This is a genomic window from Enterobacter sp. JJBC, from assembly GCF_036936505.1.
In the GTDB taxonomy this organism is placed as follows: Bacteria; Pseudomonadota; Gammaproteobacteria; order Enterobacterales; family Enterobacteriaceae; genus Enterobacter; species Enterobacter hormaechei_C.
Map to the genome: position 1 here is coordinate 4,378,150 of NZ_CP136935.1, position 21,974 is coordinate 4,400,123.

Here is a 21,974-nt window from a genome sequence, read left to right on the forward strand (position 1 = left end):
AGATGAAAATTATCATTCTGGGCGCAGGGCAAGTTGGCGGAACGCTGGCGGAAAATCTCGTGGGCGAAAACAACGATATCACCATTGTGGATACCAATGGCGATCGCCTGCGCGTTTTGCAGGACAAGTTTGATCTTCGTGTTGTGCAGGGGCACGGCTCTCATCCTCGAGTGCTTCGTGAGGCGGGCGCGGACGATGCCGACATGCTGGTTGCAGTAACCAGTTCTGATGAAACCAACATGGTTGCATGCCAGGTGGCCTACTCGCTGTTCAACACACCGAACCGCATCGCCCGCATTCGCTCCCCGGACTATGTCCGGGATGCGGAAAAGCTGTTTAATTCCGAAGCAGTACCTATCGACCATCTTATTGCCCCTGAGCAGTTGGTTATCGACAGTATTTATCGTCTGATTGAGTACCCGGGCGCGTTGCAGGTTGTGAACTTTGCTGAAGGGAAAGTAAGCCTGGCGGTCGTGAAGGCTTATTACGGCGGCCCGCTGATTGGTAATGCCCTGTCGACAATGCGCGAGCATATGCCACATATCGATACGCGTGTTGCGGCGATTTTCCGTCACGACAGACCTATTCGTCCGCAAGGTTCCACCATTGTCGAAGCCGGGGATGAAGTCTTCTTTATTGCGGCTTCTCAGCATATCCGTGCGGTGATGAGTGAACTTCAGCGTCTCGAAAAACCGTATAAACGTATTATGCTGGTTGGCGGCGGTAATATTGGCGCAGGTCTGGCGAGACGGCTGGAAAAAGACTACAGCGTGAAGCTGATCGAACGAGATCAACAGCGCGCGTCGGAGCTGGCTGAAAAACTTCAGAATACTATCGTGTTTTATGGCGATGCTTCGGATCAGGAATTGCTGGCCGAAGAGCATATCGATCAGGTTGATCTTTTTATTGCCGTCACCAACGACGACGAAGCGAATATTATGTCCGCCATGCTCGCTAAACGTATGGGGGCGAAAAAAGTAATGGTGCTTATCCAGCGTAAGGCTTATGTCGACCTGGTACAGGGTAGCGTAATTGATATTGCTATTTCACCCCAGCAAGCCACCATCTCTGCCCTGCTAAGCCATGTGCGTAAAGCGGATATTGTCGGCGTGTCGTCTCTGCGTCGTGGTGTTGCTGAAGCCATTGAAGCCGTCGCTCACGGGGATGAAACGACGTCGCGCGTTGTTGGTCGCGCGATCGACGAAATTAAACTTCCACCAGGCACCATTATCGGCGCCGTAGTGCGAGGTAACGATGTCATGATCGCCAATGATAATTTACGTATCGAGCAGGGTGACCACGTTATTATGTTCCTGACCGATAAAAAATTTATTACCGACGTCGAGCGTTTATTCCAGCCAAGTCCATTCTTCCTGTAATGATTTGGGTGCTCAGACGAGAGCACCCAAATATTAACCTTCTAATTTTCATGCCTTTTATTTTCATAACGATTATTTATCCCCAATGGCAATTAGCTAATCATTTGTTAAACTTATAGGCGTCAGCTGGCACAAGGAGAACATAATGAGTTTTATTAAAGAGTTTCGCGAATTTGCGATGCGCGGGAATGTAGTGGATTTGGCTGTGGGTGTCATTATTGGTGCGGCGTTCGGTAAGATCGTTTCATCATTAGTCGCCGACATTATTATGCCGCCGTTAGGACTGTTGATTGGAGGTATTGATTTCAAACAATTCGCCTTCACCCTTCGGGAAGCTCAGGGCGATATCCCTGCGGTTGTAATGCACTACGGCGTATTCATTCAGAACGTATTTGATTTCGTGATCGTGGCATTTGCCATTTTCATGGCGATCAAACTTATCAACAGACTTAACCGTAAAAAAGAAGAACCGGCTGCTGCCCCGCCAGAACCAACTAAAGAAGAAGTCTTACTGACTGAAATTCGCGATCTGTTAAAAGAGCAGAATAACCGCGTTTAATCAGGCGACAGAAACAGAAAGGCCAGTGGTAAAAAAGCGATTAGCTTGCTTGCCACTGGCCTCCCAGTTACCCCGTTGTGCATGTTTACCTTTACGTAAATAACTCCCTTTTCCTTTCTTGTTCTTCTCAACTCGCTGTCTGAAAAGTGGGTCGTGAAGCAATGCCTCAATGGCGTTATCCTTAATGTGTCCCTTAGTATGCTGATAGCGGCTCATCATTTCTCCTGAGCATAGTTAATGTCGGCGGGAGTCTAGTCCCTGGCTAATAAAAAATCAACAACCCTGAGCTTCACTACTGGCACCCTGTTCAAGTGCTTCCAGTATTGAGCAATAAACACTGCTGTGAGCGGTACCGCAGCACGCGTCATTTAACCTTTGCAGAGATCGCTGCATGGCTTGCAGTTCCTGAATGCGTCCTTCAACTTCATCCAGCCGGGCCTGAACGATGCTTTTAGATTCCTGACACGTATGATGTTCAGGATCGATACGGATCGACAGCAGTTCACGGATCGACTCAAGCGTGAAGCCGAGTTGCCGTGCATAGCGGATAAAACGAAGGCGTTGCAGGTCGTTATCCGTATAAAGGCGAAATCCACCTTCCGTTCTGACCTCATGATCGATCATCTGCTGCTTTTCGTAGTAGCGGATAGTATCCGGCGTTACGTTAGCAAGCTTCGCAAGTTCACCTATGCGGTACATGGCTACTCCTTGTTTATTTTTTGTATTAACCTTTCACTGTACTCACCATGCAAAAAGTCAGTATTCATTCCCGTCTGGCGCAGTTTTAGCTCGATGAGCGCCAACCGACGACTGATTTCAGAGTACCGCGGGTCATTCTTATGAATGCCTTTAAGCAGATCGGCAAGCTCGACGGCTTCATTACGTTGCTGAAGCTCAGGCGGTAAACAACCTGCGTTTTTCAGTAAGCGATAACCGGCCCGTAATTCAGGGGGAATATGTGAATCATCGTCCAGAATCAGCGGCTCACCGCTGCCGGGAAGATTTTCGAACTCGCCTTTGTTTTGGGCATCGCTAATATGGCGTTCAGCCCACTGATCGAGCAACCACATAATGAACTCCAGGGGGTGAGCAGAAAAGATACAGACATTGTAGATAAGTGGAGATTCTGCGGATATAAAAAAACCCGCCGAGGCGGGTTTTTTTACGTTACTACAGATTACTCTGCAGCAGCTTCTGCTTTCTCTGAACGATCAACCAGCTCGATGTAAGCCATCGGCGCGTTGTCGCCTGCACGGAAGCCACACTTCAGAATGCGAGTGTAACCACCGGCACGGCTCGCGAAACGCGGGCCCAGTTCGTTAAACAGTTTTGCCACGATCTCGTTATCACGAGTACGGGCGAATGCCAGACGACGATTAGCAACGCTGTCAGTCTTGGCAAGAGTAATCAGCGGCTCAACTACGCGACGCAGCTCTTTCGCTTTAGGCAGGGTCGTCTTGATGATTTCATGACGAACCAGTGAACCTGCCATGTTGCGGAACATAGCCTGGCGATGGCTGCTGTTGCGGTTCAGTTGACGACCACTCTTACGATGGCGCATGACCTTATCCTTCTCAGTAAAACCTTAACCTGTGATCCGGTTACTCGTCAGCAATGCTTGCCGGTGGCCAGTTTTCCAGGCGCATGCCCAGAGACAGACCACGTGAAGCCAGCACGTCTTTAATCTCGGTAAGAGATTTTTTACCCAGGTTCGGCGTTTTCAGCAACTCAACCTCGGTACGCTGTACCAGATCACCGATATAGTGGATAGCTTCTGCCTTGAGGCAGTTAGCAGAGCGGACAGTCAATTCCAGATCGTCAACAGGGCGCAGCAGGATCGGATCGAATTCTGGTTTCTCTTCTTTCACTTCCGGCTGACGTACATCACGTAAGTCAACGAAAGCTTCCAGTTGTTCTGCCAGGATGGTTGCCGCACGACGAATCGCCTCTTCAGGATCGATTGTGCCATTGGTTTCCATTTCGATGACCAGCTTGTCCAGGTCGGTACGCTGTTCTACACGCGCTGCTTCAACATTGTAGGCAATACGCTCTACAGGGCTGTAGCATGCGTCGACCAGCAGACGGCCGATTGGGCGCTCATCTTCTTCCGAATGAATTCGGGCAGAAGCCGGCACATAACCACGACCGCGCTGAACTTTGATACGCATGCTAATAGCTGCGTTCTCATCGGTCAGGTGGCAGATCACGTGCTGCGGCTTGACGATTTCAACATCACCGTCGTGGGTGATGTCGGCTGCAGTCACAGGGCCAATGCCAGATTTATTCAGAGTAAGAATAACTTCATCTTTACCCTGAACTCTCACCGCCAGCCCTTTCAGGTTGAGCAGGATTTCAAGGATATCTTCCTGAACGCCTTCTTTGGTGCTGTACTCATGAAGTACACCATCAATCTCAACCTCGGTCACCGCGCAACCCGGCATCGATGAGAGCAGAATACGGCGCAGTGCGTTACCCAGAGTATGGCCAAAGCCACGCTCTAAAGGCTCAAGGGTCACCTTGGCGTGCGTCGAACTCACTTGCTCGATATCTACCAGGCGCGGTTTTAGAAACTCTGTCACAGAACCCTGCATTGTGTCCTCTCTTTGGTACTAAGCTTTACTTGGAGTAAAGCTCGACGATCAGGTGTTCGTTAATGTCCGCAGACAGATCAGAACGTTCCGGCTGACGCTTGAACGTACCTTCCATCTTGCCAGCATCAACTTCCAGCCAGGTTGGCTTTTCACGCTGCTCAGCCAGCTCCAGAGCGGCTTTCACGCGAGATTGCTTTTTCGCTTTCTCACGAATGCTAACAACGTCATTCGCTTTAACCTGATAAGAAGCGATGTTAACAACACGACCGTTTACCATGATTGCTTTATGGCTAACCAGCTGGCGTGATTCAGCACGAGTCGCGCCGAAGCCCATACGGTATACAACGTTGTCCAGACGACCTTCCAGCAGAGCCAGCAGGTTTTCACCTGTGTTGCCTTTCAGACGTGCTGCTTCTTTATAGTAGTTACGGAACTGACGCTCCAGCACACCGTAGATACGGCGAACTTTTTGCTTTTCACGCAACTGCACACCATAGTCAGACAGACGCGGTTTACGCGCACCGTGCTGGCCAGGAGCTTGTTCAATTTTACACTTGGTATCGATCGCGCGAACGCCAGACTTAAGGAATAAGTCGGTGCCCTCACGACGGCTCAGCTTGAGCTTAGGACCCAAATATCTTGCCATTTTCTATCTCCAACTAACCTAAAAAACGAGCGTTATACGCGACGTTTTTTCGGCGGACGACAACCGTTATGAGGGATCGGAGTCACATCAGTAATATTCGTGATGCGGAAACCAGCGGCGTTCAGAGCGCGAACAGTAGATTCACGACCCGGACCCGGACCTTTAACCATAACTTCCAGATTCTTGATGCCGTATTCTTTTACGGCTTCAGCGCAACGCTCTGCTGCAACCTGAGCTGCGAACGGAGTGGATTTGCGAGAACCACGGAAACCGGAACCACCGGCTGTTGCCCAACCCAATGCGTTACCCTGACGATCAGTAATAGTAACGATGGTGTTGTTGAAAGAAGCATGGATATGAGCCACGCCGTCAGAGACTTGTTTTCTTACACGTTTACGTGCACGAACTGGTGCCTTTGCCATTATTCAATCACCCCGATTATTTCTTGATCGGTTTGCGCGGACCCTTACGGGTACGTGCGTTGGTCTTAGTACGCTGACCGCGTACTGGCAGACCACGACGATGACGCAAACCGCGATAGCAACCAAGATCCATCAGGCGCTTGATGCTCATGCTGATTTCACGGCGCAGATCACCTTCAACGACAAATTTGGCAACTTCGTCACGCAGCGTGTCGATTTGTTCTTCAGACAGCTCACTGATCTTAACATCTTCAGCGATACCCGCTGCAGCCAGAATGGCTTTAGAACGGGTCTTGCCGACGCCGTAGATCGAAGTTAATGCGATCACAGCATGTTTCTGATCAGGAATGTTAATGCCTGCTATACGGGCCACTATGCACTCCTACTATTTAATATGTACGCACCATGCTGAAAAGCCCGTTTTCAGGATACTCAAATGGAAACGTACAGACATACAAAAGATTGGCTGGCTAATCTAGCCAGCTCAACCCAACTTTGCAAGAAAAATATGCGAAATAATCAGCCTTGGCGCTGTTTATGCTTCGGCTCGGCACTGCAAATCACACGGATGACACCATCACGCTTAACGATTTTGCAGTTACGGCATAATTTCTTGACGGAAGCACGAACTTTCATTTTTACTCTCCGTAACTTCTCAGGCGACCAGTTAGCGGCCGTAGCCTTTCAGGTTCGCCTTCTTCAATGCAGACTCATACTGACTGGACATCATCAGAGTTTGCACTTGAGCCATAAAGTCCATAATCACGACAACAACGATAAGCAGTGAGGTCCCACCGAAGTAGAACGGTACTTTCATTGCATCACGCATGAACTCCGGGATCAGGCAGATAAAAGTAATATAAAGCGCACCAACCAAAGTCAGACGAGTCATTACTTTATCGATATACTTCGCCGTTTGCTCTCCCGGACGAATTCCTGGTACAAATGCACCGGACTTCTTCAGGTTATCTGCTGTTTCACGCGGGTTGAAGACCAACGCCGTGTAGAAGAAACAGAAGAAGATGATCGCAGACGCATAGAGTAACACATAAAGTGGTTGCCCAGGCTGCAAATACAGCGAAATTGTTGTCAGCCAGTTCCAACCAGTACCGCCCCCGAACCATGACGCGATGGTTGCCGGGAACAGAATAATACTGGAAGCGAAGATAGCCGGGATAACCCCCGCCATATTCACTTTCAGCGGTAAATGTGTGCTCTGTGCAGCATAGACACGACGACCCTGCTGACGTTTAGCGTAGTTCACCACAATGCGGCGTTGACCACGTTCAACGAAGACAACAAAGAACGTCACTGCAAATACTAATACTGCAACCAACAGCAACAGGAGGAAGTGCAGGTCGCCTTGACGCGCTTGCTCGATAGTATGGGCGATGGCCGGCGGGAGACCCGCAACGATACCGGCGAAGATAATGATTGAGATACCGTTACCGATACCTCGTTCAGTAATCTGTTCGCCGAGCCACATCAGGAACATGGTCCCTGTGACCAGACTTACAACAGCGGTGAAATAGAATGCAAAGCCTGGGTTTAATACCAGGCCCTGCATACCAGGCATATTCGGAAGACCGGTAGCAATACCGATCGACTGGAATATTGCCAGCACCAGAGTGCCGTAACGGGTGTACTGGCTAATCTTACGACGTCCAGACTCCCCTTCTTTCTTCAACTCTGCCAGGGCCGGATGAACGACCGTCAGCAGCTGGATAATAATTGATGCCGAAATGTACGGCATAATACCCAGTGCGAAAATAGAAGCACGGCTGAGAGCACCACCAGAGAACATGTTGAACATTTCAATGATGGTGCCTCGCTGTTGCTCAAGCAGTTTGGCAAGTACAGCGGCATCAATACCAGGGATCGGAATAAAAGAGCCAATACGGAACACAATCAGCGCGCCGATTACAAACAGCAGTCTGCGTTTCAGCTCGCCAAATCCACCTTTGTCACTTTGAAAATCTAATCCCGGTTGCTTAGCCATCTGCTACTTATTCCTCAATTTTACCGCCAGCAGCTTCGATAGCAGCACGAGCACCTTTAGTAACACGCAGGCCACGAACAGTTACCGGAGTAGAAACTTCACCAGCCAGGATCACTTTCGCGAACTCGATCTGGATACCGATAATGTTTGCTGCTTTCAGCGTGTTAAGGTCTACAACGCCGCCTTCAACTTTCGCCAGGTCAGACAGACGGATTTCCGCTGTGATCGCTGCTTTGCGAGAGGTGAAGCCGAACTTCGGCAGACGACGGTACAGTGGCATCTGGCCACCCTCGAAACCGCGACGTACGCCACCGCCAGAACGAGAGTTCTGACCTTTGTGACCACGACCACCGGTTTTGCCGAGGCCAGAACCGATACCACGACCCAGGCGTTTACCCGCCTTTTTAGAGCCTTCGGCCGGAGACAGAGTATTTAAACGCATCTCTTACTCCTCAACTTTAACCATGAAGTAAACCGCGTTGACCATACCACGAACAGCAGGAGTATCCTCGCGCTCAACGGTATGACCAATACGACGCAGACCCAGGCCAAGCAGCGTTGCCTTGTGTTTCGGCAGACGACCGATTGCACTGCGGGTTTGAGTGATTTTAATAGTCTTTGCCATGGTCAATTACCCCAGAATTTCTTCAACGGATTTACCACGCTTGGCAGCGACCATTTCTGGAGAATTCATATTTTCCAGGCCATCAATAGTTGCACGAACCACGTTGATCGGGTTGGTGGAACCATATGCTTTAGCCAGAACGTTATGAACTCCAGCAACTTCCAGAACGGCGCGCATTGCACCACCGGCGATGATACCGGTACCTTCGGAAGCTGGCTGCATGAATACACGAGAACCCGTGTGAACACCTTTAACTGGGTGTTGCAGGGTACCGTTGTTCAGCGCGACGTTAATCATATTGCGACGGGCTTTTTCCATCGCTTTCTGGATCGCTGCTGGAACTTCACGCGCTTTACCGTAACCAAAACCAACGCGACCGTTGCCATCACCCACTACAGTCAGAGCTGTGAAGGAGAAAATACGACCACCTTTAACGGTTTTAGATACGCGGTTTACCGCGATCAGCTTTTCCTGCAGTTCGCCAGCCTGTTTTTCGATGTGAGCCATCTTACACCTCTACCTTAGAACTGAAGGCCAGCTTCACGGGCAGCATCTGCCAGTGCCTGGACACGACCATGATATTGGAACCCGGAACGGTCAAAGGAAACATTGCTGATGCCTTTTTCCAGAGCGCGTTCAGCGACAGCTTTACCTACAGCTGCTGCGGCGTCTTTGTTACCGGTATACTTCAATTGTTCTGAGATAGCTTTTTCTACAGTAGAAGCAGCTACCAGAACTTCAGAACCGTTCGGTGCAATTACCTGTGCGTAAATATGACGCGGGGTACGATGTACCACCAGGCGAGTTGCACCCAGCTCTTTGAGCTTGCGGCGTGCGCGGGTCGCACGACGGATACGAGCAGATTTCTTATCCATAGTGTTACCTTACTTCTTCTTAGCCTCTTTGGTACGCACGACTTCGTCGGCGTAACGAACACCCTTGCCTTTATAAGGCTCAGGACGACGGTAGGCGCGCAGATCTGCTGCAACCTGACCGATCAGCTGTTTATCAGCGCCTTTCAGCACGATTTCAGTCTGAGTCGGGCATTCTGCAGTGATACCGGCCGGCAGCGGATGCTCAACAGGGTGTGAGAAGCCCAGAGACAGGCCTACTGCATTCCCTTTGATAGCTGCACGATAACCTACACCAACCAGCTGAAGCTTTTTAGTGAAGCCTTCGGTAACACCAACAACCATTGAGTTCAGCAGGGCACGCGCGGTACCAGCCTGAGCCCATCCATCCACGAAACCATCACGTGGACCGAAGGTCAGAGCGTTATCTGCATGTTTAACTTCAACAGCTTTGTTGAGGGTACGAGTCAGCTCGCCGTTTTTACCTTTGATCGTAATAACCTGACCGTCGATTTTTACATCAACGCCGGCAGGAATAACGACCGGTGCTTTAGCAACACGAGACATTCTTTCCTCCGATTAGGCTACGTAGCAGATAATTTCGCCACCAAGACCAGCCTGGCGCGCTGCACGATCAGTCATAACACCTTTAGAGGTAGAAACAACTGCGATACCAAGACCAGCCATTACTTTTGGCAGCTCATCTTTTTTCTTATAGATGCGCAGGCCTGGGCGGCTGACACGCTGAATGCTTTCTACAACAGCTTTACCCTGGAAATACTTGAGAGTAAGTTCCAGTTCCGGCTTGGTGTCGCCTTCAACTTTAAAATCTTCGATAAAACCTTCTTCCTTCAGCACGTTGGCAATTGCCACTTTCAGCTTGGCGGAAGGCATGGTGACCGCAACTTTGTTCGCGGCCTGACCGTTACGGATACGGGTCAGCATATCCGCGATCGGATCTTGCATGCTCATCTGTCTTTACTCCCGTGATTCAATTGGTAATTACCAGCTAGCCTTTTTCAAGCCTGGTACTTCACCGCGCATGGCGGCTTCACGCAGTTTGATACGGCTCAACCCAAACTTGCCCACATAACCATGTGGACGACCTGTTTGACGACAGCGGTTACGCTGACGAGACGGGCTGGAATCACGCGGCAGAGACTGCAGCTTGAGAACCGCATTCCAACGATCTTCGTCGGAAGCGTTCACATCAGAAATGATCGCTTTCAGTTCAGCGCGTTTAGCGAAGAATTTATCAGCTAAAGCTACGCGCTTTACTTCGCGTGCTTTCATTGATTGCTTAGCCATTCAGTAACCCTACCTTACTTGCGGAACGGGAAGTCAAAGGCAGCCAGCAGAGCACGGCCTTCTTCATCAGATTTCGCAGTAGTGGTAATGGTAATATCCAAACCACGCACGCGGTCGACTTTATCGTAGTCGATTTCTGGGAAGATGATCTGCTCACGGACACCCATGCTGTAGTTACCACGACCGTCGAAAGACTTAGCGGACAAGCCACGGAAGTCACGGATACGTGGAACAGCAATAGTGATCAGGCGCTCAAGGAACTCCCACATGCGTTCGCCACGCAGAGTTACTTTACAGCCGATCGGATAGCCCTGACGGATTTTGAAGCCTGCAACAGATTTGCGTGCTTTGGTGATCAGCGGTTTTTGACCGGAGATTGCTGTCAGGTCAGCTGCTGCGTTATCCAGCAGTTTCTTGTCAGCGATCGCTTCACCAACACCCATGTTCAGGGTGATCTTCTCGACCCGAGGGACTTGCATGACAGAATTGTAGTTAAACTCAGTCATGAGTTTGTTAACTACTTCGTCTTTGTAGTAATCATGCAGTTTCGCCATCGTACTACTCCAAATTACTTGATAGTTTCGCTGTTAGACTTGAAGAAACGGACTTTTTTACCGTCTTCGAATCTAAAGCCTACACGGTCAGCCTTACCGGTAGCCGCATTGAAGATTGCAACGTTAGAAACCTGAATAGCAGCTTCTTTTTCAACGATGCCGCCTGGTTGGTTCAGGGCCGGAACCGGCTTCTGATGTTTCTTAACCAGGTTGATACCTTCAACGACGAGTTTGCCGGAAGACAGAACATTTTTTACTTTACCGCGTTTACCTTTATCTTTACCGGTTAACACGATAACTTCGTCATCACGACGGATTTTCGCTGCCATGATTCGCTCCTTAGAGTACTTCTGGTGCCAGAGAGATAATTTTCATGAACTTCTCAGTACGAAGTTCACGAGTTACCGGCCCAAAGATACGCGTGCCGATAGGCTGCTCGCTGTTATTGTTTAAAATAACGCATGCATTACCATCGAAGCGAATGACAGAACCGTCAGGGCGACGAACACCCTTCTTGGTGCGCACCACTACCGCCTTCAGCACATCACCTTTTTTGACCTTACCACGTGGAATTGCTTCCTTGATGGTGATCTTGATGATGTCGCCTACGCCTGCGTAGCGACGGTGCGAGCCACCCAGAACCTTGATACACATTACGCGACGTGCACCGGAGTTGTCGGCGACGTTCAGCATAGTCTGTTCTTGGATCATTTTAGTGCTCCGCTAATGTCAACTACTACCTGAGACTCTAAAATCAGAGCCGTTAAAAAGCCCCATATCGAGGGCGCGGCATTATAACACCGCTTCTGCAATATGGGTAGAAAAAATAAACGGCTCATCGCTGAGCCGTTTATTCGTATTGAGAATGCGTACTCTATTACAGAACCGCTTTCTCTACAACGCGAACCAGCGTCCAGGACTTAGTCTTGGACAGTGGACGGCATTCACGGATTTCAACCTTGTCGCCGATACCACATTCGTTGTTCTCGTCATGTACGTGCAGTTTGGTCGTACGCTTGATGAATTTACCGTAGATCGGGTGTTTCACAAAACGTTCGATAGCTACAACAATGGATTTCTCCATTTTATCGCTAACAACACGACCTTGCAGAGTACGGATTTTATCGGTCATTACGCACCCGCCTTCTGAGTCAGTAAAGTCTTAACGCGCGCAACATTGCGACGCACTTGCTTCAGCAGGTGAGTCTGTTGCAGCTGGCCACTTGCAGCCTGCATACGCAGGTTGAACTGCTCACGCAGCAGGTTCAGCAGCTCAGCGTTCAGCTCTTCAACGCTTTTTTCACGCAGCTCTTTTGCTTTCATTACATCACCGTCTTAGTTACAAAGGTGGTTTTGATAGGCAGTTTCGCTGCTGCCAGGCCGAAGGCTTCACGGGCCAGCTCTTCCGGAACACCGTCCATTTCATAAAGGACTTTGCCCGGTTGGATCAAGGCAACCCAGTACTCCACGTTACCTTTACCTTTACCCATACGAACTTCCAGTGGCTTCTCGGTGATCGGTTTGTCCGGGAATACACGGATCCAGATCTTACCTTGACGCTTAACTGCACGGGTCATTGCACGACGTGCTGCTTCGATCTGACGTGCAGTCAGACGACCACGGCCAACAGCTTTCAGACCGAAAGTGCCGAAGCTAACATCCGTACCCTGCGCCAGACCACGGTTGCGGCCTTTGTGCACTTTACGGAATTTTGTACGCTTTGGTTGTAACATCAGCGACGCTCCTTATTTACGGCCTTTACGCTGCTGCTTTTTAGGTTGAGCAGCCGGTTTTTCCGGTTGTTCAACAGCAGCCATACCACCCAGGATCTCACCTTTGAAGATCCATACCTTAACGCCGATTACACCGTAAGTGGTGTGCGCTTCAGAGGTGTTGTAGTCGATGTCAGCACGCAGAGTGTGCAGCGGTACGCGACCTTCGCGGTACCATTCGGTACGTGCGATTTCCGCGCCGCCCAGACGGCCGCTAACTTCAACTTTGATACCTTTAGCGCCCAGACGCATTGCGTTCTGTACAGCACGCTTCATAGCACGACGGAACATAACACGACGTTCCAGCTGAGAAGTGATGCTGTCAGCAACCAATTTAGCGTCCAGTTCAGGCTTACGAACTTCAGCGATATTGATCTGTGCAGGAACGCCAGCGATATCCGCTACGACCTTGCGCAGTTTTTCTACGTCTTCGCCTTTCTTACCGATAACGATGCCAGGACGAGCAGTGTGAATAGTCACACGGATGCTCTTCGCTGGACGCTCGATAACGATACGAGATACAGACGCTTTAGCCAGTTCCTTAGTCAGGTACTGACGTACTTTAAAATCGCTGTCCAGGTTGTCAGCGAATTCTTTGGTGTTCGCAAACCAGGTAGAGTTCCATGGTTTTACAATACCCAGGCGAATACCATTAGGATGTACTTTCTGACCCATTGCTAGTCTCCAGAGTCTCAGCGATCGGACACAACCACAGTAATGTGGCTGGTGCGCTTCAGGATGCGATCTGCACGACCTTTCGCACGCGGCATAATGCGCTTCATGCTTGGGCCTTCATCTACGAAAATTTTCGCGACTTTCAGATCGTCGATGTCAGCGCCATCGTTGTGTTCAGCGTTAGCAATGGCAGATTCCAGTACTTTCTTGACCAATACCGCAGCTTTCTTGTTGGTATAGGTCAGGATGTCCAGGGCCTGCGACACTTTCTTACCGCGAATCAGGTCAGCAACAAGGCGAACCTTCTGTGCAGAAGAACGAGCATGGCGATGTTGAGCTAAAGTTTCCATCTCTTCCTCCTACCTTATTTCTTCTTCGCTTTTTTATCAGCAGCGTGGCCGCGATAAGTACGAGTCGGTGCGAATTCACCCAGTTTGTGACCAACCATTTCGTCGGTAACAAAGACTGGAACGTGCTGACGACCATTATGGACAGCGATGGTCAAACCGATCATGTTAGGAAAGATCGTTGAACGACGGGACCAAGTGCGCAGGGGCTTCTTGTCTCCGCTTTCCACCGCTTTCTCTACCTTCTTCAGCAAGTGCAGGTCAATAAAAGGACCTTTCTTGAGAGAACGTGGCATGGCTTATCCTCTAAAATTATTTGCTACGGCGACGTACGATAAATTTATCAGTACGCTTGTTGCTGCGGGTCTTCTTACCTTTGGTCTGAACGCCCCACGGAGTTACCGGGTGCTTACCAAAGTTACGACCTTCACCACCACCATGTGGGTGGTCGACTGGGTTCATGGCAGTACCGCGAACGGTAGGACGAACACCACGCCAGCGTGCAGCACCAGCTTTACCCAGAACGCGCAGCATATGCTCAGCATTGCCAACTTCGCCCAGAGTAGCGCGGCAGTCTGCTTCGACTTTACGCATTTCACCAGAACGCAGACGCAGGGTGACATAAGCACCGTCACGCGCAACGATCTGAACGTAAGTACCCGCGGAACGCGCCAGCTGACCGCCTTTACCTGGTTTCATTTCTACGTTATGAACGGTAGAACCAACCGGGATATTGCGCATCGGCAGGGTGTTGCCTGCTTTGATTGCAGCATCAACGCCAGACTGAATCTGGTCGCCAGCTTTCAGGCCTTTAGGGGCCAGGATGTAACGGCGTTCGCCATCTTTGTACAGAACCAGCGCGATGTTCGCGGAACGGTTCGGATCGTACTCAAGACGCTCAACAACTGCTGGGATACCGTCTTTGTTGCGTTTGAAGTCAACAATACGATAAGCCTGCTTGTGGCCACCACCGATGTGACGAGTGGTGATACGGCCATTGTTGTTACGACCACCGGATTTGCTGTTTTTTTCCAGCAACGGAGCAAAAGGTTTGCCCTTGTGCAGCTCAGGGTTAACCACTTTAACTACGTGGCGACGACCCGGAGATGTCGGTTTACATTTAACAACTGCCATTGTATTACTCCTCCGACTTACTCAGCGCCGCCAACGAAGTCCAGGTTCTGGCCTTCTTTCAGGGTGACGTAAGCTTTTTTCCAGTCGCTACGACGACCGATACGCTGTCCGTGACGTTTAACTTTCCCTTTAACTACCAGGGTGTTAACGACTTCGACTTCGACTTCAAACAGTTTCTGCACAGCAGCTTTGATCTCTGCTTTGGTCGCGTCTTTAGCAACTTTGAGAACGATGGTGTTTGTTTTTTCCATCGCAGTAGACGCTTTTTCAGAAACGTGCGGTGCGCGCAGCACCTTCAGCAGACGTTCTTCACGAATCATGCCAGCATCTCCTCAACTTGCTTAACAGCATCAGCAGTCATTACGACTTTGTCGAAGGCGATCAGGCTAACCGGGTCGATACCAGTCGCGTCGCGTACGTCAACCTTGTGCAGGTTACGCGCGGCCAGGAACAGGTTCTCGTCCAGCTCACCGGTGATGATCAGCACATCTTCCAGAGCCATGTCTTTCAGTTTCTGTGCCAGCAGCTTAGTTTTAGGCGCTTCAACAGAGAACTTCTCGACAACGATCAGACGATCCTGACGTACCAGTTCGGACAGAATGCTTTTCAGCGCGCCGCGGTACATCTTTTTGTTAACTTTTTGACTGTGGTCCTGTGGACGCGCAGCGAAGGTCACGCCACCTGAACGCCAGATCGGGCTCTTGATAGAACCTGAACGCGCACGGCCGGTACCTTTCTGGCGCCATGGCTTTTTGCCTGAACCAGTTACTTCAGCACGAGTCTTCTGAGCACGAGTACCCTGACGAGCACCAGCTGCATAAGCAACAACAACCTGGTGAACCAGCGCTTCGTTGAAATCACGACCGAAGGTAGTTTCGGAAACAGTCAGCGCGCTCTGCGCGTCTTTCAATACTAATTCCATTGCTATCCCCTTACGCCTTCACAGCTGGTTTAACGATCAGGTCGCTACCGGTTGCACCCGGGACCGCACCTTTAACCAGCAGCAGGTTGCGCTCAGCGTCAACACGTACTACGTCCAGGCTCTGAACGGTTACACGTTCGTTGCCCAGCTGACCTGCCATTTTCTTGCCTTTGAACACTTTGCCCGGAGTCTGGTTCTGACCGATAGAACCCGGAACGCGGTGAGACAAGGAGTTACCGTGAGTAGCGTCCTGGGTACGGAAGTTCCAGCGCTTAACGGTACCAGCAAAACCTTTACCTTTAGAGGTACCGGTTACGTCAACTTTTTTAACGTCAGCAAACAGCTCAACGCTAATGTCCTGACCTACGGTGAACTCTTCGCCTTCAGCAAGACGGAATTCCCACAGACCACGGCCAGCTTCAACGCCAGCTTTAGCGAAGTGACCCGCTTCTGGTTTGGTTACACGGTTAGCTTTTTTAGCACCAGTGGTAACCTGAATAGCGCGGTAGCCATCGTTAGCCAGATCTTTAACCTGAGTAACGCGGTTTGCTTCAACTTCGATTACGGTTACTGGGATAGAAACGCCATCTTCAGTGAAGATGCGGGTCATACCCACTTTTTTACCGACTAAACCAATCATTGTTTCAACCTCTCAATCGCTCGATGACCTGATTAACCCAGGCTGATCTGCACGTCTACACCGGCAGCCAGATCCAGACGCATCAGAGCATCAACGGTTTTCTCAGTTGGCTCAACGATGTCAACCAGACGCTTGTGAGTGCGGATTTCGTACTGATCACGCGCATCTTTGTTAACGTGCGGAGAGATCAGAACGGTAAAGCGCTCTTTGCGGGTCGGCAGCGGGATCGGACCACGGACTTGCGCACCAGTGCGCTTAGCAGTCTCGACGATTTCCGCGGTTGATTGATCGATCAGACGATGATCAAACGCTTTAAGGCGGATACGGATTCTTTGGTTCTGCATGAGACCAGAGCTCCAATTATTTTATAAACGAAAATGATTACTCCTCAAACCCATTACGATTGATGGGAGAGTGTAACCGTTCTTACGTAGCTCCCCAATTGGGAGCATTGTTGAGTAACAAAGTGAGCTACTCTGGTTCAGATTGAACCCGCCGTCAATTACGACAAGCCCGCGCATTATACGTAAATCTGGGGAAGACGCAAGTGCCGTTTAGAAATTAAGCGCTAAAGACGTACTCTGCGTAAGGCCTCGCATTTTTTTATGCAAAGTATCCCTTCTCAACTCTTTGTCTGAAGCCGCTACGCAATTGCTGTTTTTGCACATTGCCGGACATGTAGATTATTACGAGTATGCGCTCAAACCGTTTTGAGGCTCTCGCTATGCTACTGTCCCTCCCCTTTCTGGTGATCTATTTTGCGTTATCGGCCTTGCTTGTTCGCACCGATATTCGCACAGGGCTTCTTCCCGACAAATTTCTTTGCCCGCTGCTATGGACCGGCCTGCTTTACCAGCTGTGCCTCCATCCTGATTTTTTGCCGAGCGCGGTGGTGGGTGCGCTGGCAGGATACGCCGGATTCGCCGTTATCTATTGGGGATATCGGCTCATCTGCCGACGTGAAGGTATGGGATATGGCGACATAAAATATCTGGCGGCGCTGGGGGCATGGCATGGCTGGTGTGTACTGCCAGTACTGGCACTCGTAGCCGCGTTAATGGCTCTGCTGTATCTGGTTGCTTTCTCGTTGTTTACTCCTGATAAGCAGGCATTAAAAAACCCACTGCCTTTTGGGCCATTTCTGGCGGCAGCGGGTTTATGCGTTGGCTGGGAAAGCCTGATTAACTTTCCACTTTGATCTGAGACTGAAGGTAGTTCTGTAGGCCAATTTTGCTAATGAGATCCAGTTCGGTCTCAAGCCAGTCGATGTGCCCTTCTTCATCGGCCAGGATCTGGATCATCATATCGCGGCTGACGTAGTCATGTACGCTGTCCGCATAGGCAATGGCTTCACGCAGGTCTTTTGCACCCTCCAGCTCCAGCCGGAGATCAGAACGCAGCATCTCTTCGACATCTTCTCCGATGCCCAGTTTTCCGAGATCCTGTAGGTTAGGAATGCCTTCGAGGAATAAAATACGCTCAATGTATTTATCGGCGTGTTTCATTTCATCAATGGACTCATGGTATTCAACATCGTTGAGGCGAGTCAGTCCCCAGTTTTTGAACATTCTTGCATGGAGAAAATACTGATTGATTGCGACAAGCTCATTTCCCAATAATTTATTGAGATAACTTATGATTTTAACATCACCTTTCATTATATAGTCCCTCCGCTTCCACTCATTGAAGCGTAGATCGGGCTACGGGGATGTCAAAAAAAAGATATAGGCTTACGCGATCTCTTTGAATTCCGGGATCTGCATCAGTTCGTCCTGCATGATCTCACGCGCTGCGCGAACGCATTTACCGCATTGATTTCCCACCGGAACAAACTTGCGAAGCTGCTGGAAAGATTGTGGTTGAAACTGGCGAACGGCCTGACGAATTTTTTTGTCGCTTACACCATTACATAAACAAACGTACATAAAGACTCCCGTTCAAAATATGCGCAAAGTGTAAGTGAGAATGGTTATGATTACAATAGCACAGGCGCCGGAATACGTGGCGGGAGAAAACAAAAAATGCGAATTTTTATGACAGCGACTTTACGGTAGAAAACAAAAAAGGACGCCGAAGCGTCCTTTTTATTTCAGGGATAATTAATTAGCCCAGAACTTTAGCAACAACGCCCGCGCCAACGGTACGGCCGCCTTCACGGATTGCGAAACGCAGACCGTCGTCCATCGCGATTGGGTGGATCAGAGTCACAACCATCTTGATGTTGTCGCCTGGCATTACCATCTCTACGCCTTCTGGCAGTTCGATGGTACCGGTCACGTCAGTTGTACGGAAGTAGAACTGTGGACGGTAGCCTTTGAAGAACGGAGTATGACGGCCGCCTTCGTCTTTGGACAGAATGTACACTTCAGATTCGAACTTGGTGTGTGGCTTGATTGAGCCTGGCTTCGCCAGAACCTGACCACGTTCGATTTCTTCACGTTTGATACCACGCAGCAGAACACCAACGTTCTCACCAGCACGGCCTTCGTCCAGCAGTTTGCGGAACATTTCAACGCCAGTACAGGTAGACTTCGCAGTCTCTTTGATACCAACGATTTCAACTTCTTCACCAACTTTGATGATACCGCGCTCTACACGACCGGTAACAACGGTACCACGACCGGAGATCGAGAATACGTCTTCGATTGGCAGCAGGAATGGCTTGTCAATCGCACGCTCTGGTTCTGGGATGTAAGAATCCAGGTAGCCAGCCAGTTCGATGATTTTCTCTTCCCACTCTGCTTCGCCTTCCAGCGCTTTCAGCGCGGAACCACGAACGATTGGAGTGTCGTCGCCTGGGAAATCGTACTGAGACAGCAGTTCACGAACTTCCATCTCTACCAGTTCCAGCAGCTCTTCGTCATCAACCATGTCGCACTTGTTCAGGAACACGATGATGTAAGGAACGCCTACCTGACGACCCAGCAGGATGTGCTCACGAGTCTGAGGCATAGGGCCGTCAGTCGCAGCAACAACCAGGATCGCGCCGTCCATCTGCGCAGCACCGGTGATCATGTTTTTAACATAGTCGGCGTGGCCTGGGCAGTCTACGTGTGCGTAGTGGCGAGTCGGGGTGTCATACTCAACGTGAGAGGTGTTGATGGTGATACCACGAGCTTTTTCTTCTGGTGCGTTATCGATCTGATCGAAAGCACGAGCAGCACCGCCGTAGGTTTTAGCCAGTACGGTAGTGATTGCAGCAGTCAGGGTAGTTTTACCATGGTCAACGTGGCCGATAGTACCAACGTTGACGTGCGGTTTTGTACGTTCAAATTTTTCTTTAGACACGGCTATATTCCTTACTATAGTGCTCTCCCCTTCGGAGAGAGCACGGGACTTAGGTTTTAATCCTGTGGATTACTTACCACGGGCTTCGATAACGGCCTGAGCAACGTTGTTCGGCGCATCATCATACTTCAGGAATTCCATAGTGTATGATGCACGACCTTTGGTCAGTGAACGCAGCTGAGTTGCATATCCGAACATTTCAGACAGCGGAACTTCAGCGTGGATCTTAACGCCAGTTACTTCGGATTCCTGACCACGCAGCATACCGCGACGACGGCTCAAGTCACCGATAACGTCACCGGTGTTCTCTTCAGGAGTTTCTACTTCAACCTTCATGATCGGCTCAAGCAGAACTGGTTTTGCTTTCTTAAAGCCTTCTTTAAAGGCAATAGACGCAGCCAGTTTAAACGCCAGTTCAGAGGAGTCAACGTCGTGGTAAGAACCGAAGTGCAGACGAACACCCATGTCTACAACCGGGTAACCAGCCAGAGGACCAGCTTTCAGCTGCTCCTGGATGCCTTTATCAACGGCAGGGATGTATTCGCCAGGAATTACACCACCTTTGATGTCGTTGATGAACTCGTAACCTTTCGGGTTAGAGCCCGGCTCCAGTGGGTACATGTCGATCACAACGTGACCGTACTGACCGCGACCACCAGACTGCTTAGCGTGTTTACCTTCAACGTCGGTAACTTTCGCGCGAATCGCTTCGCGGTAAGCAACCTGAGGTTTACCCACGTTCGCTTCAACGTTGAATTCACGCTTCATACGGTCAACGATGATGTCCAGGTGCAGTTCACCCATACCAGCGATGATGGTCTGGTTAGATTCTTCATCAGTCCATACACGGAATGATGGGTCTTCTTTCGCCAGACGGCCCAGAGCCAGACCCATTTTTTCCTGGTCAGCTTTGGTTTTTGGTTCAACTGCGATGGAGATTACCGGCTCAGGGAATTCCATACGCTCCAGAATGATCGGGTGATCCGGATCACACAGAGTGTCACCAGTGGTCACGTCTTTCAGACCGATAGCAGCAGCGATGTCGCCCGCACGAACTTCTTTGATCTCTTCACGTTTGTTAGCGTGCATCTGTACGATACGGCCAAAACGTTCACGCGCCGCTTTCACGGAGTTCAGGATGGTGTCACCGGAGTTAACCACACCAGAGTAAACGCGGAAGAAGGTCAGGTTACCCACGAATGGGTCGGTAGCAATTTTGAACGCCAGTGCAGAGAATGGCTCTTCATCACTTGCGTGACGCTCAGCCGGAGTATCTTTACCGTCGTCCAGGATGCCGTTGATCGCAGGAACGTCAATCGGGGATGGCAGGTAGTCAACTACCGCATCCAGCATCGCCTGAACACCTTTGTTCTTGAACGCAGAACCACAGGTTACCAGGATGATTTCGTTGTTCAGAACGCGCTGACGCAGAGCAGATTTGATCTCTTGCTCAGACAGTTCTTCACCACCCAGGTATTTTTCCATCAGCTCTTCAGAAGCTTCTGCTGCGGATTCGATCAGGTTCTGGTGCCATTCGTCAGCCAGGTCCTGCATCTCTGCCGGGATATCTTCGTATTCGAAGGTAACGCCCGCATCTGCTTCGTTCCAGTTGATGGCTTTCATTTTCACCAGGTCGATAACGCCGGTGAAGCCTTCTTCAGCACCAATTGCCAGCTGAAGCGGAACAGGGTTCGCGCCCAGACGGGTTTTGATCTGGCCAACAACTTTCAGGAAGTTAGCACCCATACGGTCCATTTTGTTAACGAACGCGATGCGTGGAACTTTATATTTGTTTGCCTGACGCCATACGGTTTCAGACTGTGGCTGAACACCACCAACTGCGCAATAAACCATTACCGCGCCGTCAAGAACACGCATGGAACGTTCTACTTCGATGGTGAAGTCAACGTGCCCTGGGGTGTCGATGATGTTTACGCGATGCGGTTCGTACTGCTTAGCCATACCTGACCAGAATGCAGTAGTCGCTGCGGAGGTGATAGTAATACCACGCTCCTGCTCCTGTTCCATCCAGTCCATGGTGGCTGCGCCGTCATGAACTTCACCGATTTTATGGTTTACACCGGTGTAGAACAGAATACGTTCGGTAGTAGTGGTTTTACCGGCGTCGATGTGCGCACTGATACCGATGTTACGGTAGCGTGCGATGGGTGTTGTACGAGCCATTTGATTCCTCGTTTATATCTTTAGGCGTTCAGTTAAGTTACCCAGAGCGGGCGGCTTCTCTGAAGCGCCCGCCTGGTG

Annotated in this window: 38 protein-coding genes; 3 read left to right on the forward strand and 35 right to left on the reverse strand. The window is 50.2% G+C overall.

All coding sequences use genetic code 11. The features are described 5' to 3' along the window. Nucleotides 1-2: 2 nt before the first annotated feature. Together trkA and mscL are read left to right on the forward strand one after the other, a co-directional pair. Nucleotides 3-1,379, forward strand: coding sequence for a Trk system potassium transporter TrkA (trkA, locus tag RY075_RS21030; RefSeq protein WP_003863337.1), 1,377 nt, complete (start codon nucleotides 3-5; stop codon nucleotides 1,377-1,379). Nucleotides 1,380-1,524: 145 nt separating this feature from the next. Next, nucleotides 1,525-1,938 (forward strand): large-conductance mechanosensitive channel protein MscL, encoded by a 414-nt coding sequence (gene mscL, locus RY075_RS21035; protein WP_109949104.1) that lies wholly within the window; start codon nucleotides 1,525-1,527, stop codon nucleotides 1,936-1,938. On the opposite strand, the gene RY075_RS21040 is transcribed toward mscL, so the two are convergent. The 31 genes from RY075_RS21040 to rpsJ all read right to left on the reverse strand — a co-directional run bounded on the left by RY075_RS21040 (nucleotide 1,939) and on the right by rpsJ (nucleotide 16,768). After that, complete coding sequence (locus RY075_RS21040) at nucleotides 1,939-2,154, reverse strand: alternative ribosome-rescue factor A (protein WP_003863329.1); 216 nt, start codon at nucleotides 2,152-2,154, stop codon at nucleotides 1,939-1,941. Between the two features lie 57 nt (nucleotides 2,155-2,211). Beyond that, nucleotides 2,212-2,637, reverse strand: coding sequence for a Zn(2+)-responsive transcriptional regulator (gene zntR, locus RY075_RS21045; RefSeq protein WP_022651944.1), 426 nt, complete (start codon nucleotides 2,635-2,637; stop codon nucleotides 2,212-2,214). 2 nt (nucleotides 2,638-2,639) lie between these two features. Continuing rightward, complete coding sequence (locus RY075_RS21050; protein ID WP_063855865.1) at nucleotides 2,640-3,008, reverse strand: DUF1992 domain-containing protein; 369 nt, start codon at nucleotides 3,006-3,008, stop codon at nucleotides 2,640-2,642. A 107-nt stretch (nucleotides 3,009-3,115) separates the two neighbouring features. Beyond that, nucleotides 3,116-3,499 (reverse strand): 50S ribosomal protein L17, encoded by a 384-nt coding sequence (gene rplQ, locus RY075_RS21055; protein WP_001216368.1) that lies wholly within the window; start codon nucleotides 3,497-3,499, stop codon nucleotides 3,116-3,118. A gap of 40 nt (nucleotides 3,500-3,539) precedes the next feature. Then, a complete protein-coding gene (gene rpoA, locus RY075_RS21060) occupies nucleotides 3,540-4,529 on the reverse strand; it encodes a DNA-directed RNA polymerase subunit alpha (RefSeq protein ID WP_002919219.1) in 990 nt (329 codons plus the stop codon). A 25-nt stretch (nucleotides 4,530-4,554) separates the two neighbouring features. Continuing rightward, a complete protein-coding gene (gene rpsD, locus RY075_RS21065) occupies nucleotides 4,555-5,175 on the reverse strand; it encodes a 30S ribosomal protein S4 (protein WP_003863314.1) in 621 nt (206 codons plus the stop codon). 32 nt (nucleotides 5,176-5,207) lie between these two features. Further along, a complete protein-coding gene (gene rpsK / locus RY075_RS21070) occupies nucleotides 5,208-5,597 on the reverse strand; it encodes a 30S ribosomal protein S11 (RefSeq protein WP_003863312.1) in 390 nt (129 codons plus the stop codon). A 16-nt stretch (nucleotides 5,598-5,613) separates the two neighbouring features. Beyond that, the gene (rpsM, locus tag RY075_RS21075; protein WP_003863308.1) at nucleotides 5,614-5,970 is read right to left on the reverse strand and encodes a 30S ribosomal protein S13; all 357 of its coding nucleotides are present in this window, start codon (nucleotides 5,968-5,970) and stop codon (nucleotides 5,614-5,616) included. A gap of 146 nt (nucleotides 5,971-6,116) precedes the next feature. Further along, a complete protein-coding gene (rpmJ, locus tag RY075_RS21080; RefSeq protein ID WP_000868187.1) occupies nucleotides 6,117-6,233 on the reverse strand; it encodes a 50S ribosomal protein L36 in 117 nt (38 codons plus the stop codon). Between the two features lie 31 nt (nucleotides 6,234-6,264). Beyond that, nucleotides 6,265-7,596 carry a preprotein translocase subunit SecY gene (gene secY / locus RY075_RS21085; protein WP_338627951.1) on the reverse strand — a complete coding sequence of 444 codons (1,332 nt, stop codon included), beginning with the start codon at nucleotides 7,594-7,596 and terminating at the stop codon, nucleotides 6,265-6,267. Between the two features lie 7 nt (nucleotides 7,597-7,603). Beyond that, complete coding sequence (rplO, locus tag RY075_RS21090) at nucleotides 7,604-8,038, reverse strand: 50S ribosomal protein L15 (RefSeq protein ID WP_003863304.1); 435 nt, start codon at nucleotides 8,036-8,038, stop codon at nucleotides 7,604-7,606. A 3-nt stretch (nucleotides 8,039-8,041) separates the two neighbouring features. Further along, a complete protein-coding gene (rpmD, locus tag RY075_RS21095; protein WP_003863301.1) occupies nucleotides 8,042-8,221 on the reverse strand; it encodes a 50S ribosomal protein L30 in 180 nt (59 codons plus the stop codon). A gap of 6 nt (nucleotides 8,222-8,227) precedes the next feature. Further along, entirely contained in the window at nucleotides 8,228-8,728 is a 501-nt protein-coding gene (rpsE, locus tag RY075_RS21100) for a 30S ribosomal protein S5 (RefSeq protein WP_003863299.1), read from the reverse strand. A 14-nt stretch (nucleotides 8,729-8,742) separates the two neighbouring features. Then, entirely contained in the window at nucleotides 8,743-9,096 is a 354-nt protein-coding gene (gene rplR, locus RY075_RS21105; protein ID WP_003863297.1) for a 50S ribosomal protein L18, read from the reverse strand. 9 nt (nucleotides 9,097-9,105) lie between these two features. Beyond that, nucleotides 9,106-9,639 carry a 50S ribosomal protein L6 gene (gene rplF, locus RY075_RS21110; RefSeq protein ID WP_003863296.1) on the reverse strand — a complete coding sequence of 178 codons (534 nt, stop codon included), beginning with the start codon at nucleotides 9,637-9,639 and terminating at the stop codon, nucleotides 9,106-9,108. 12 nt (nucleotides 9,640-9,651) lie between these two features. Next, nucleotides 9,652-10,044 (reverse strand): 30S ribosomal protein S8, encoded by a 393-nt coding sequence (gene rpsH / locus RY075_RS21115; RefSeq protein WP_006178918.1) that lies wholly within the window; start codon nucleotides 10,042-10,044, stop codon nucleotides 9,652-9,654. 30 nt (nucleotides 10,045-10,074) lie between these two features. Continuing rightward, nucleotides 10,075-10,380 (reverse strand): 30S ribosomal protein S14, encoded by a 306-nt coding sequence (gene rpsN / locus RY075_RS21120; protein WP_003863291.1) that lies wholly within the window; start codon nucleotides 10,378-10,380, stop codon nucleotides 10,075-10,077. A 14-nt stretch (nucleotides 10,381-10,394) separates the two neighbouring features. Then, on the reverse strand, nucleotides 10,395-10,934 hold the full coding sequence (rplE, locus tag RY075_RS21125; RefSeq protein WP_003863290.1) for a 50S ribosomal protein L5: 540 nt from the start codon (nucleotides 10,932-10,934) through the stop codon (nucleotides 10,395-10,397). Between the two features lie 14 nt (nucleotides 10,935-10,948). After that, nucleotides 10,949-11,263, reverse strand: a complete 315-nt coding sequence (gene rplX / locus RY075_RS21130; protein WP_003863287.1) for a 50S ribosomal protein L24 — start codon at nucleotides 11,261-11,263, stop codon at nucleotides 10,949-10,951. A 10-nt stretch (nucleotides 11,264-11,273) separates the two neighbouring features. After that, nucleotides 11,274-11,645: a 50S ribosomal protein L14 gene (rplN, locus tag RY075_RS21135; protein WP_002919748.1), complete on the reverse strand. Its 372-nt coding sequence runs from the start codon at nucleotides 11,643-11,645 to the stop codon at nucleotides 11,274-11,276. Nucleotides 11,646-11,811: 166 nt separating this feature from the next. Next, the gene (gene rpsQ, locus RY075_RS21140; protein WP_002438707.1) at nucleotides 11,812-12,066 is read right to left on the reverse strand and encodes a 30S ribosomal protein S17; all 255 of its coding nucleotides are present in this window, start codon (nucleotides 12,064-12,066) and stop codon (nucleotides 11,812-11,814) included. Continuing rightward, a complete protein-coding gene (gene rpmC, locus RY075_RS21145) occupies nucleotides 12,066-12,257 on the reverse strand; it encodes a 50S ribosomal protein L29 (protein ID WP_003863282.1) in 192 nt (63 codons plus the stop codon). Before rpmC ends, rpsQ begins: the two co-directional genes overlap by 1 nt. Beyond that, complete coding sequence (rplP, locus tag RY075_RS21150) at nucleotides 12,257-12,667, reverse strand: 50S ribosomal protein L16 (protein ID WP_002919759.1); 411 nt, start codon at nucleotides 12,665-12,667, stop codon at nucleotides 12,257-12,259. Before rplP ends, rpmC begins: the two co-directional genes overlap by 1 nt. 12 nt (nucleotides 12,668-12,679) lie before the next feature. Beyond that, complete coding sequence (gene rpsC, locus RY075_RS21155) at nucleotides 12,680-13,381, reverse strand: 30S ribosomal protein S3 (protein ID WP_000529945.1); 702 nt, start codon at nucleotides 13,379-13,381, stop codon at nucleotides 12,680-12,682. A gap of 17 nt (nucleotides 13,382-13,398) precedes the next feature. Further along, the gene (gene rplV, locus RY075_RS21160; RefSeq protein WP_002919773.1) at nucleotides 13,399-13,731 is read right to left on the reverse strand and encodes a 50S ribosomal protein L22; all 333 of its coding nucleotides are present in this window, start codon (nucleotides 13,729-13,731) and stop codon (nucleotides 13,399-13,401) included. Between the two features lie 14 nt (nucleotides 13,732-13,745). Continuing rightward, on the reverse strand, nucleotides 13,746-14,024 hold the full coding sequence (gene rpsS / locus RY075_RS21165) for a 30S ribosomal protein S19 (protein ID WP_001138117.1): 279 nt from the start codon (nucleotides 14,022-14,024) through the stop codon (nucleotides 13,746-13,748). A gap of 16 nt (nucleotides 14,025-14,040) precedes the next feature. Next, nucleotides 14,041-14,862, reverse strand: a complete 822-nt coding sequence (rplB, locus tag RY075_RS21170; RefSeq protein ID WP_000301859.1) for a 50S ribosomal protein L2 — start codon at nucleotides 14,860-14,862, stop codon at nucleotides 14,041-14,043. A gap of 17 nt (nucleotides 14,863-14,879) precedes the next feature. Beyond that, nucleotides 14,880-15,182 (reverse strand): 50S ribosomal protein L23, encoded by a 303-nt coding sequence (gene rplW / locus RY075_RS21175; RefSeq protein WP_000617546.1) that lies wholly within the window; start codon nucleotides 15,180-15,182, stop codon nucleotides 14,880-14,882. Next, nucleotides 15,179-15,784, reverse strand: coding sequence for a 50S ribosomal protein L4 (gene rplD / locus RY075_RS21180; RefSeq protein ID WP_000424395.1), 606 nt, complete (start codon nucleotides 15,782-15,784; stop codon nucleotides 15,179-15,181). Before rplD ends, rplW begins: the two co-directional genes overlap by 4 nt. 10 nt (nucleotides 15,785-15,794) lie before the next feature. Next, complete coding sequence (gene rplC / locus RY075_RS21185; protein ID WP_003863274.1) at nucleotides 15,795-16,424, reverse strand: 50S ribosomal protein L3; 630 nt, start codon at nucleotides 16,422-16,424, stop codon at nucleotides 15,795-15,797. A 32-nt stretch (nucleotides 16,425-16,456) separates the two neighbouring features. After that, a complete protein-coding gene (rpsJ, locus tag RY075_RS21190; protein ID WP_001181005.1) occupies nucleotides 16,457-16,768 on the reverse strand; it encodes a 30S ribosomal protein S10 in 312 nt (103 codons plus the stop codon). A gap of 380 nt (nucleotides 16,769-17,148) precedes the next feature. Between rpsJ and RY075_RS21195 the strand changes: the two genes are divergently transcribed. Then, nucleotides 17,149-17,622: an A24 family peptidase gene (locus tag RY075_RS21195; protein WP_023323812.1), complete on the forward strand. Its 474-nt coding sequence runs from the start codon at nucleotides 17,149-17,151 to the stop codon at nucleotides 17,620-17,622. Here the strand turns inward: RY075_RS21195 and bfr are convergent. The 4 genes from bfr to fusA all read right to left on the reverse strand — a co-directional run bounded on the left by bfr (nucleotide 17,606) and on the right by fusA (nucleotide 21,896). Continuing rightward, nucleotides 17,606-18,082, reverse strand: a complete 477-nt coding sequence (bfr, locus tag RY075_RS21200) for a bacterioferritin (protein ID WP_003863270.1) — start codon at nucleotides 18,080-18,082, stop codon at nucleotides 17,606-17,608. The genes RY075_RS21195 and bfr overlap by 17 nt on opposite strands. A gap of 72 nt (nucleotides 18,083-18,154) precedes the next feature. After that, complete coding sequence (gene bfd / locus RY075_RS21205) at nucleotides 18,155-18,349, reverse strand: bacterioferritin-associated ferredoxin (RefSeq protein WP_003863268.1); 195 nt, start codon at nucleotides 18,347-18,349, stop codon at nucleotides 18,155-18,157. Between the two features lie 178 nt (nucleotides 18,350-18,527). After that, entirely contained in the window at nucleotides 18,528-19,712 is a 1,185-nt protein-coding gene (gene tuf, locus RY075_RS21210; protein WP_022651945.1) for an elongation factor Tu, read from the reverse strand. A 69-nt stretch (nucleotides 19,713-19,781) separates the two neighbouring features. After that, nucleotides 19,782-21,896, reverse strand: a complete 2,115-nt coding sequence (gene fusA / locus RY075_RS21215) for an elongation factor G (protein ID WP_022651946.1) — start codon at nucleotides 21,894-21,896, stop codon at nucleotides 19,782-19,784. Nucleotides 21,897-21,974 lie beyond the last annotated feature (78 nt).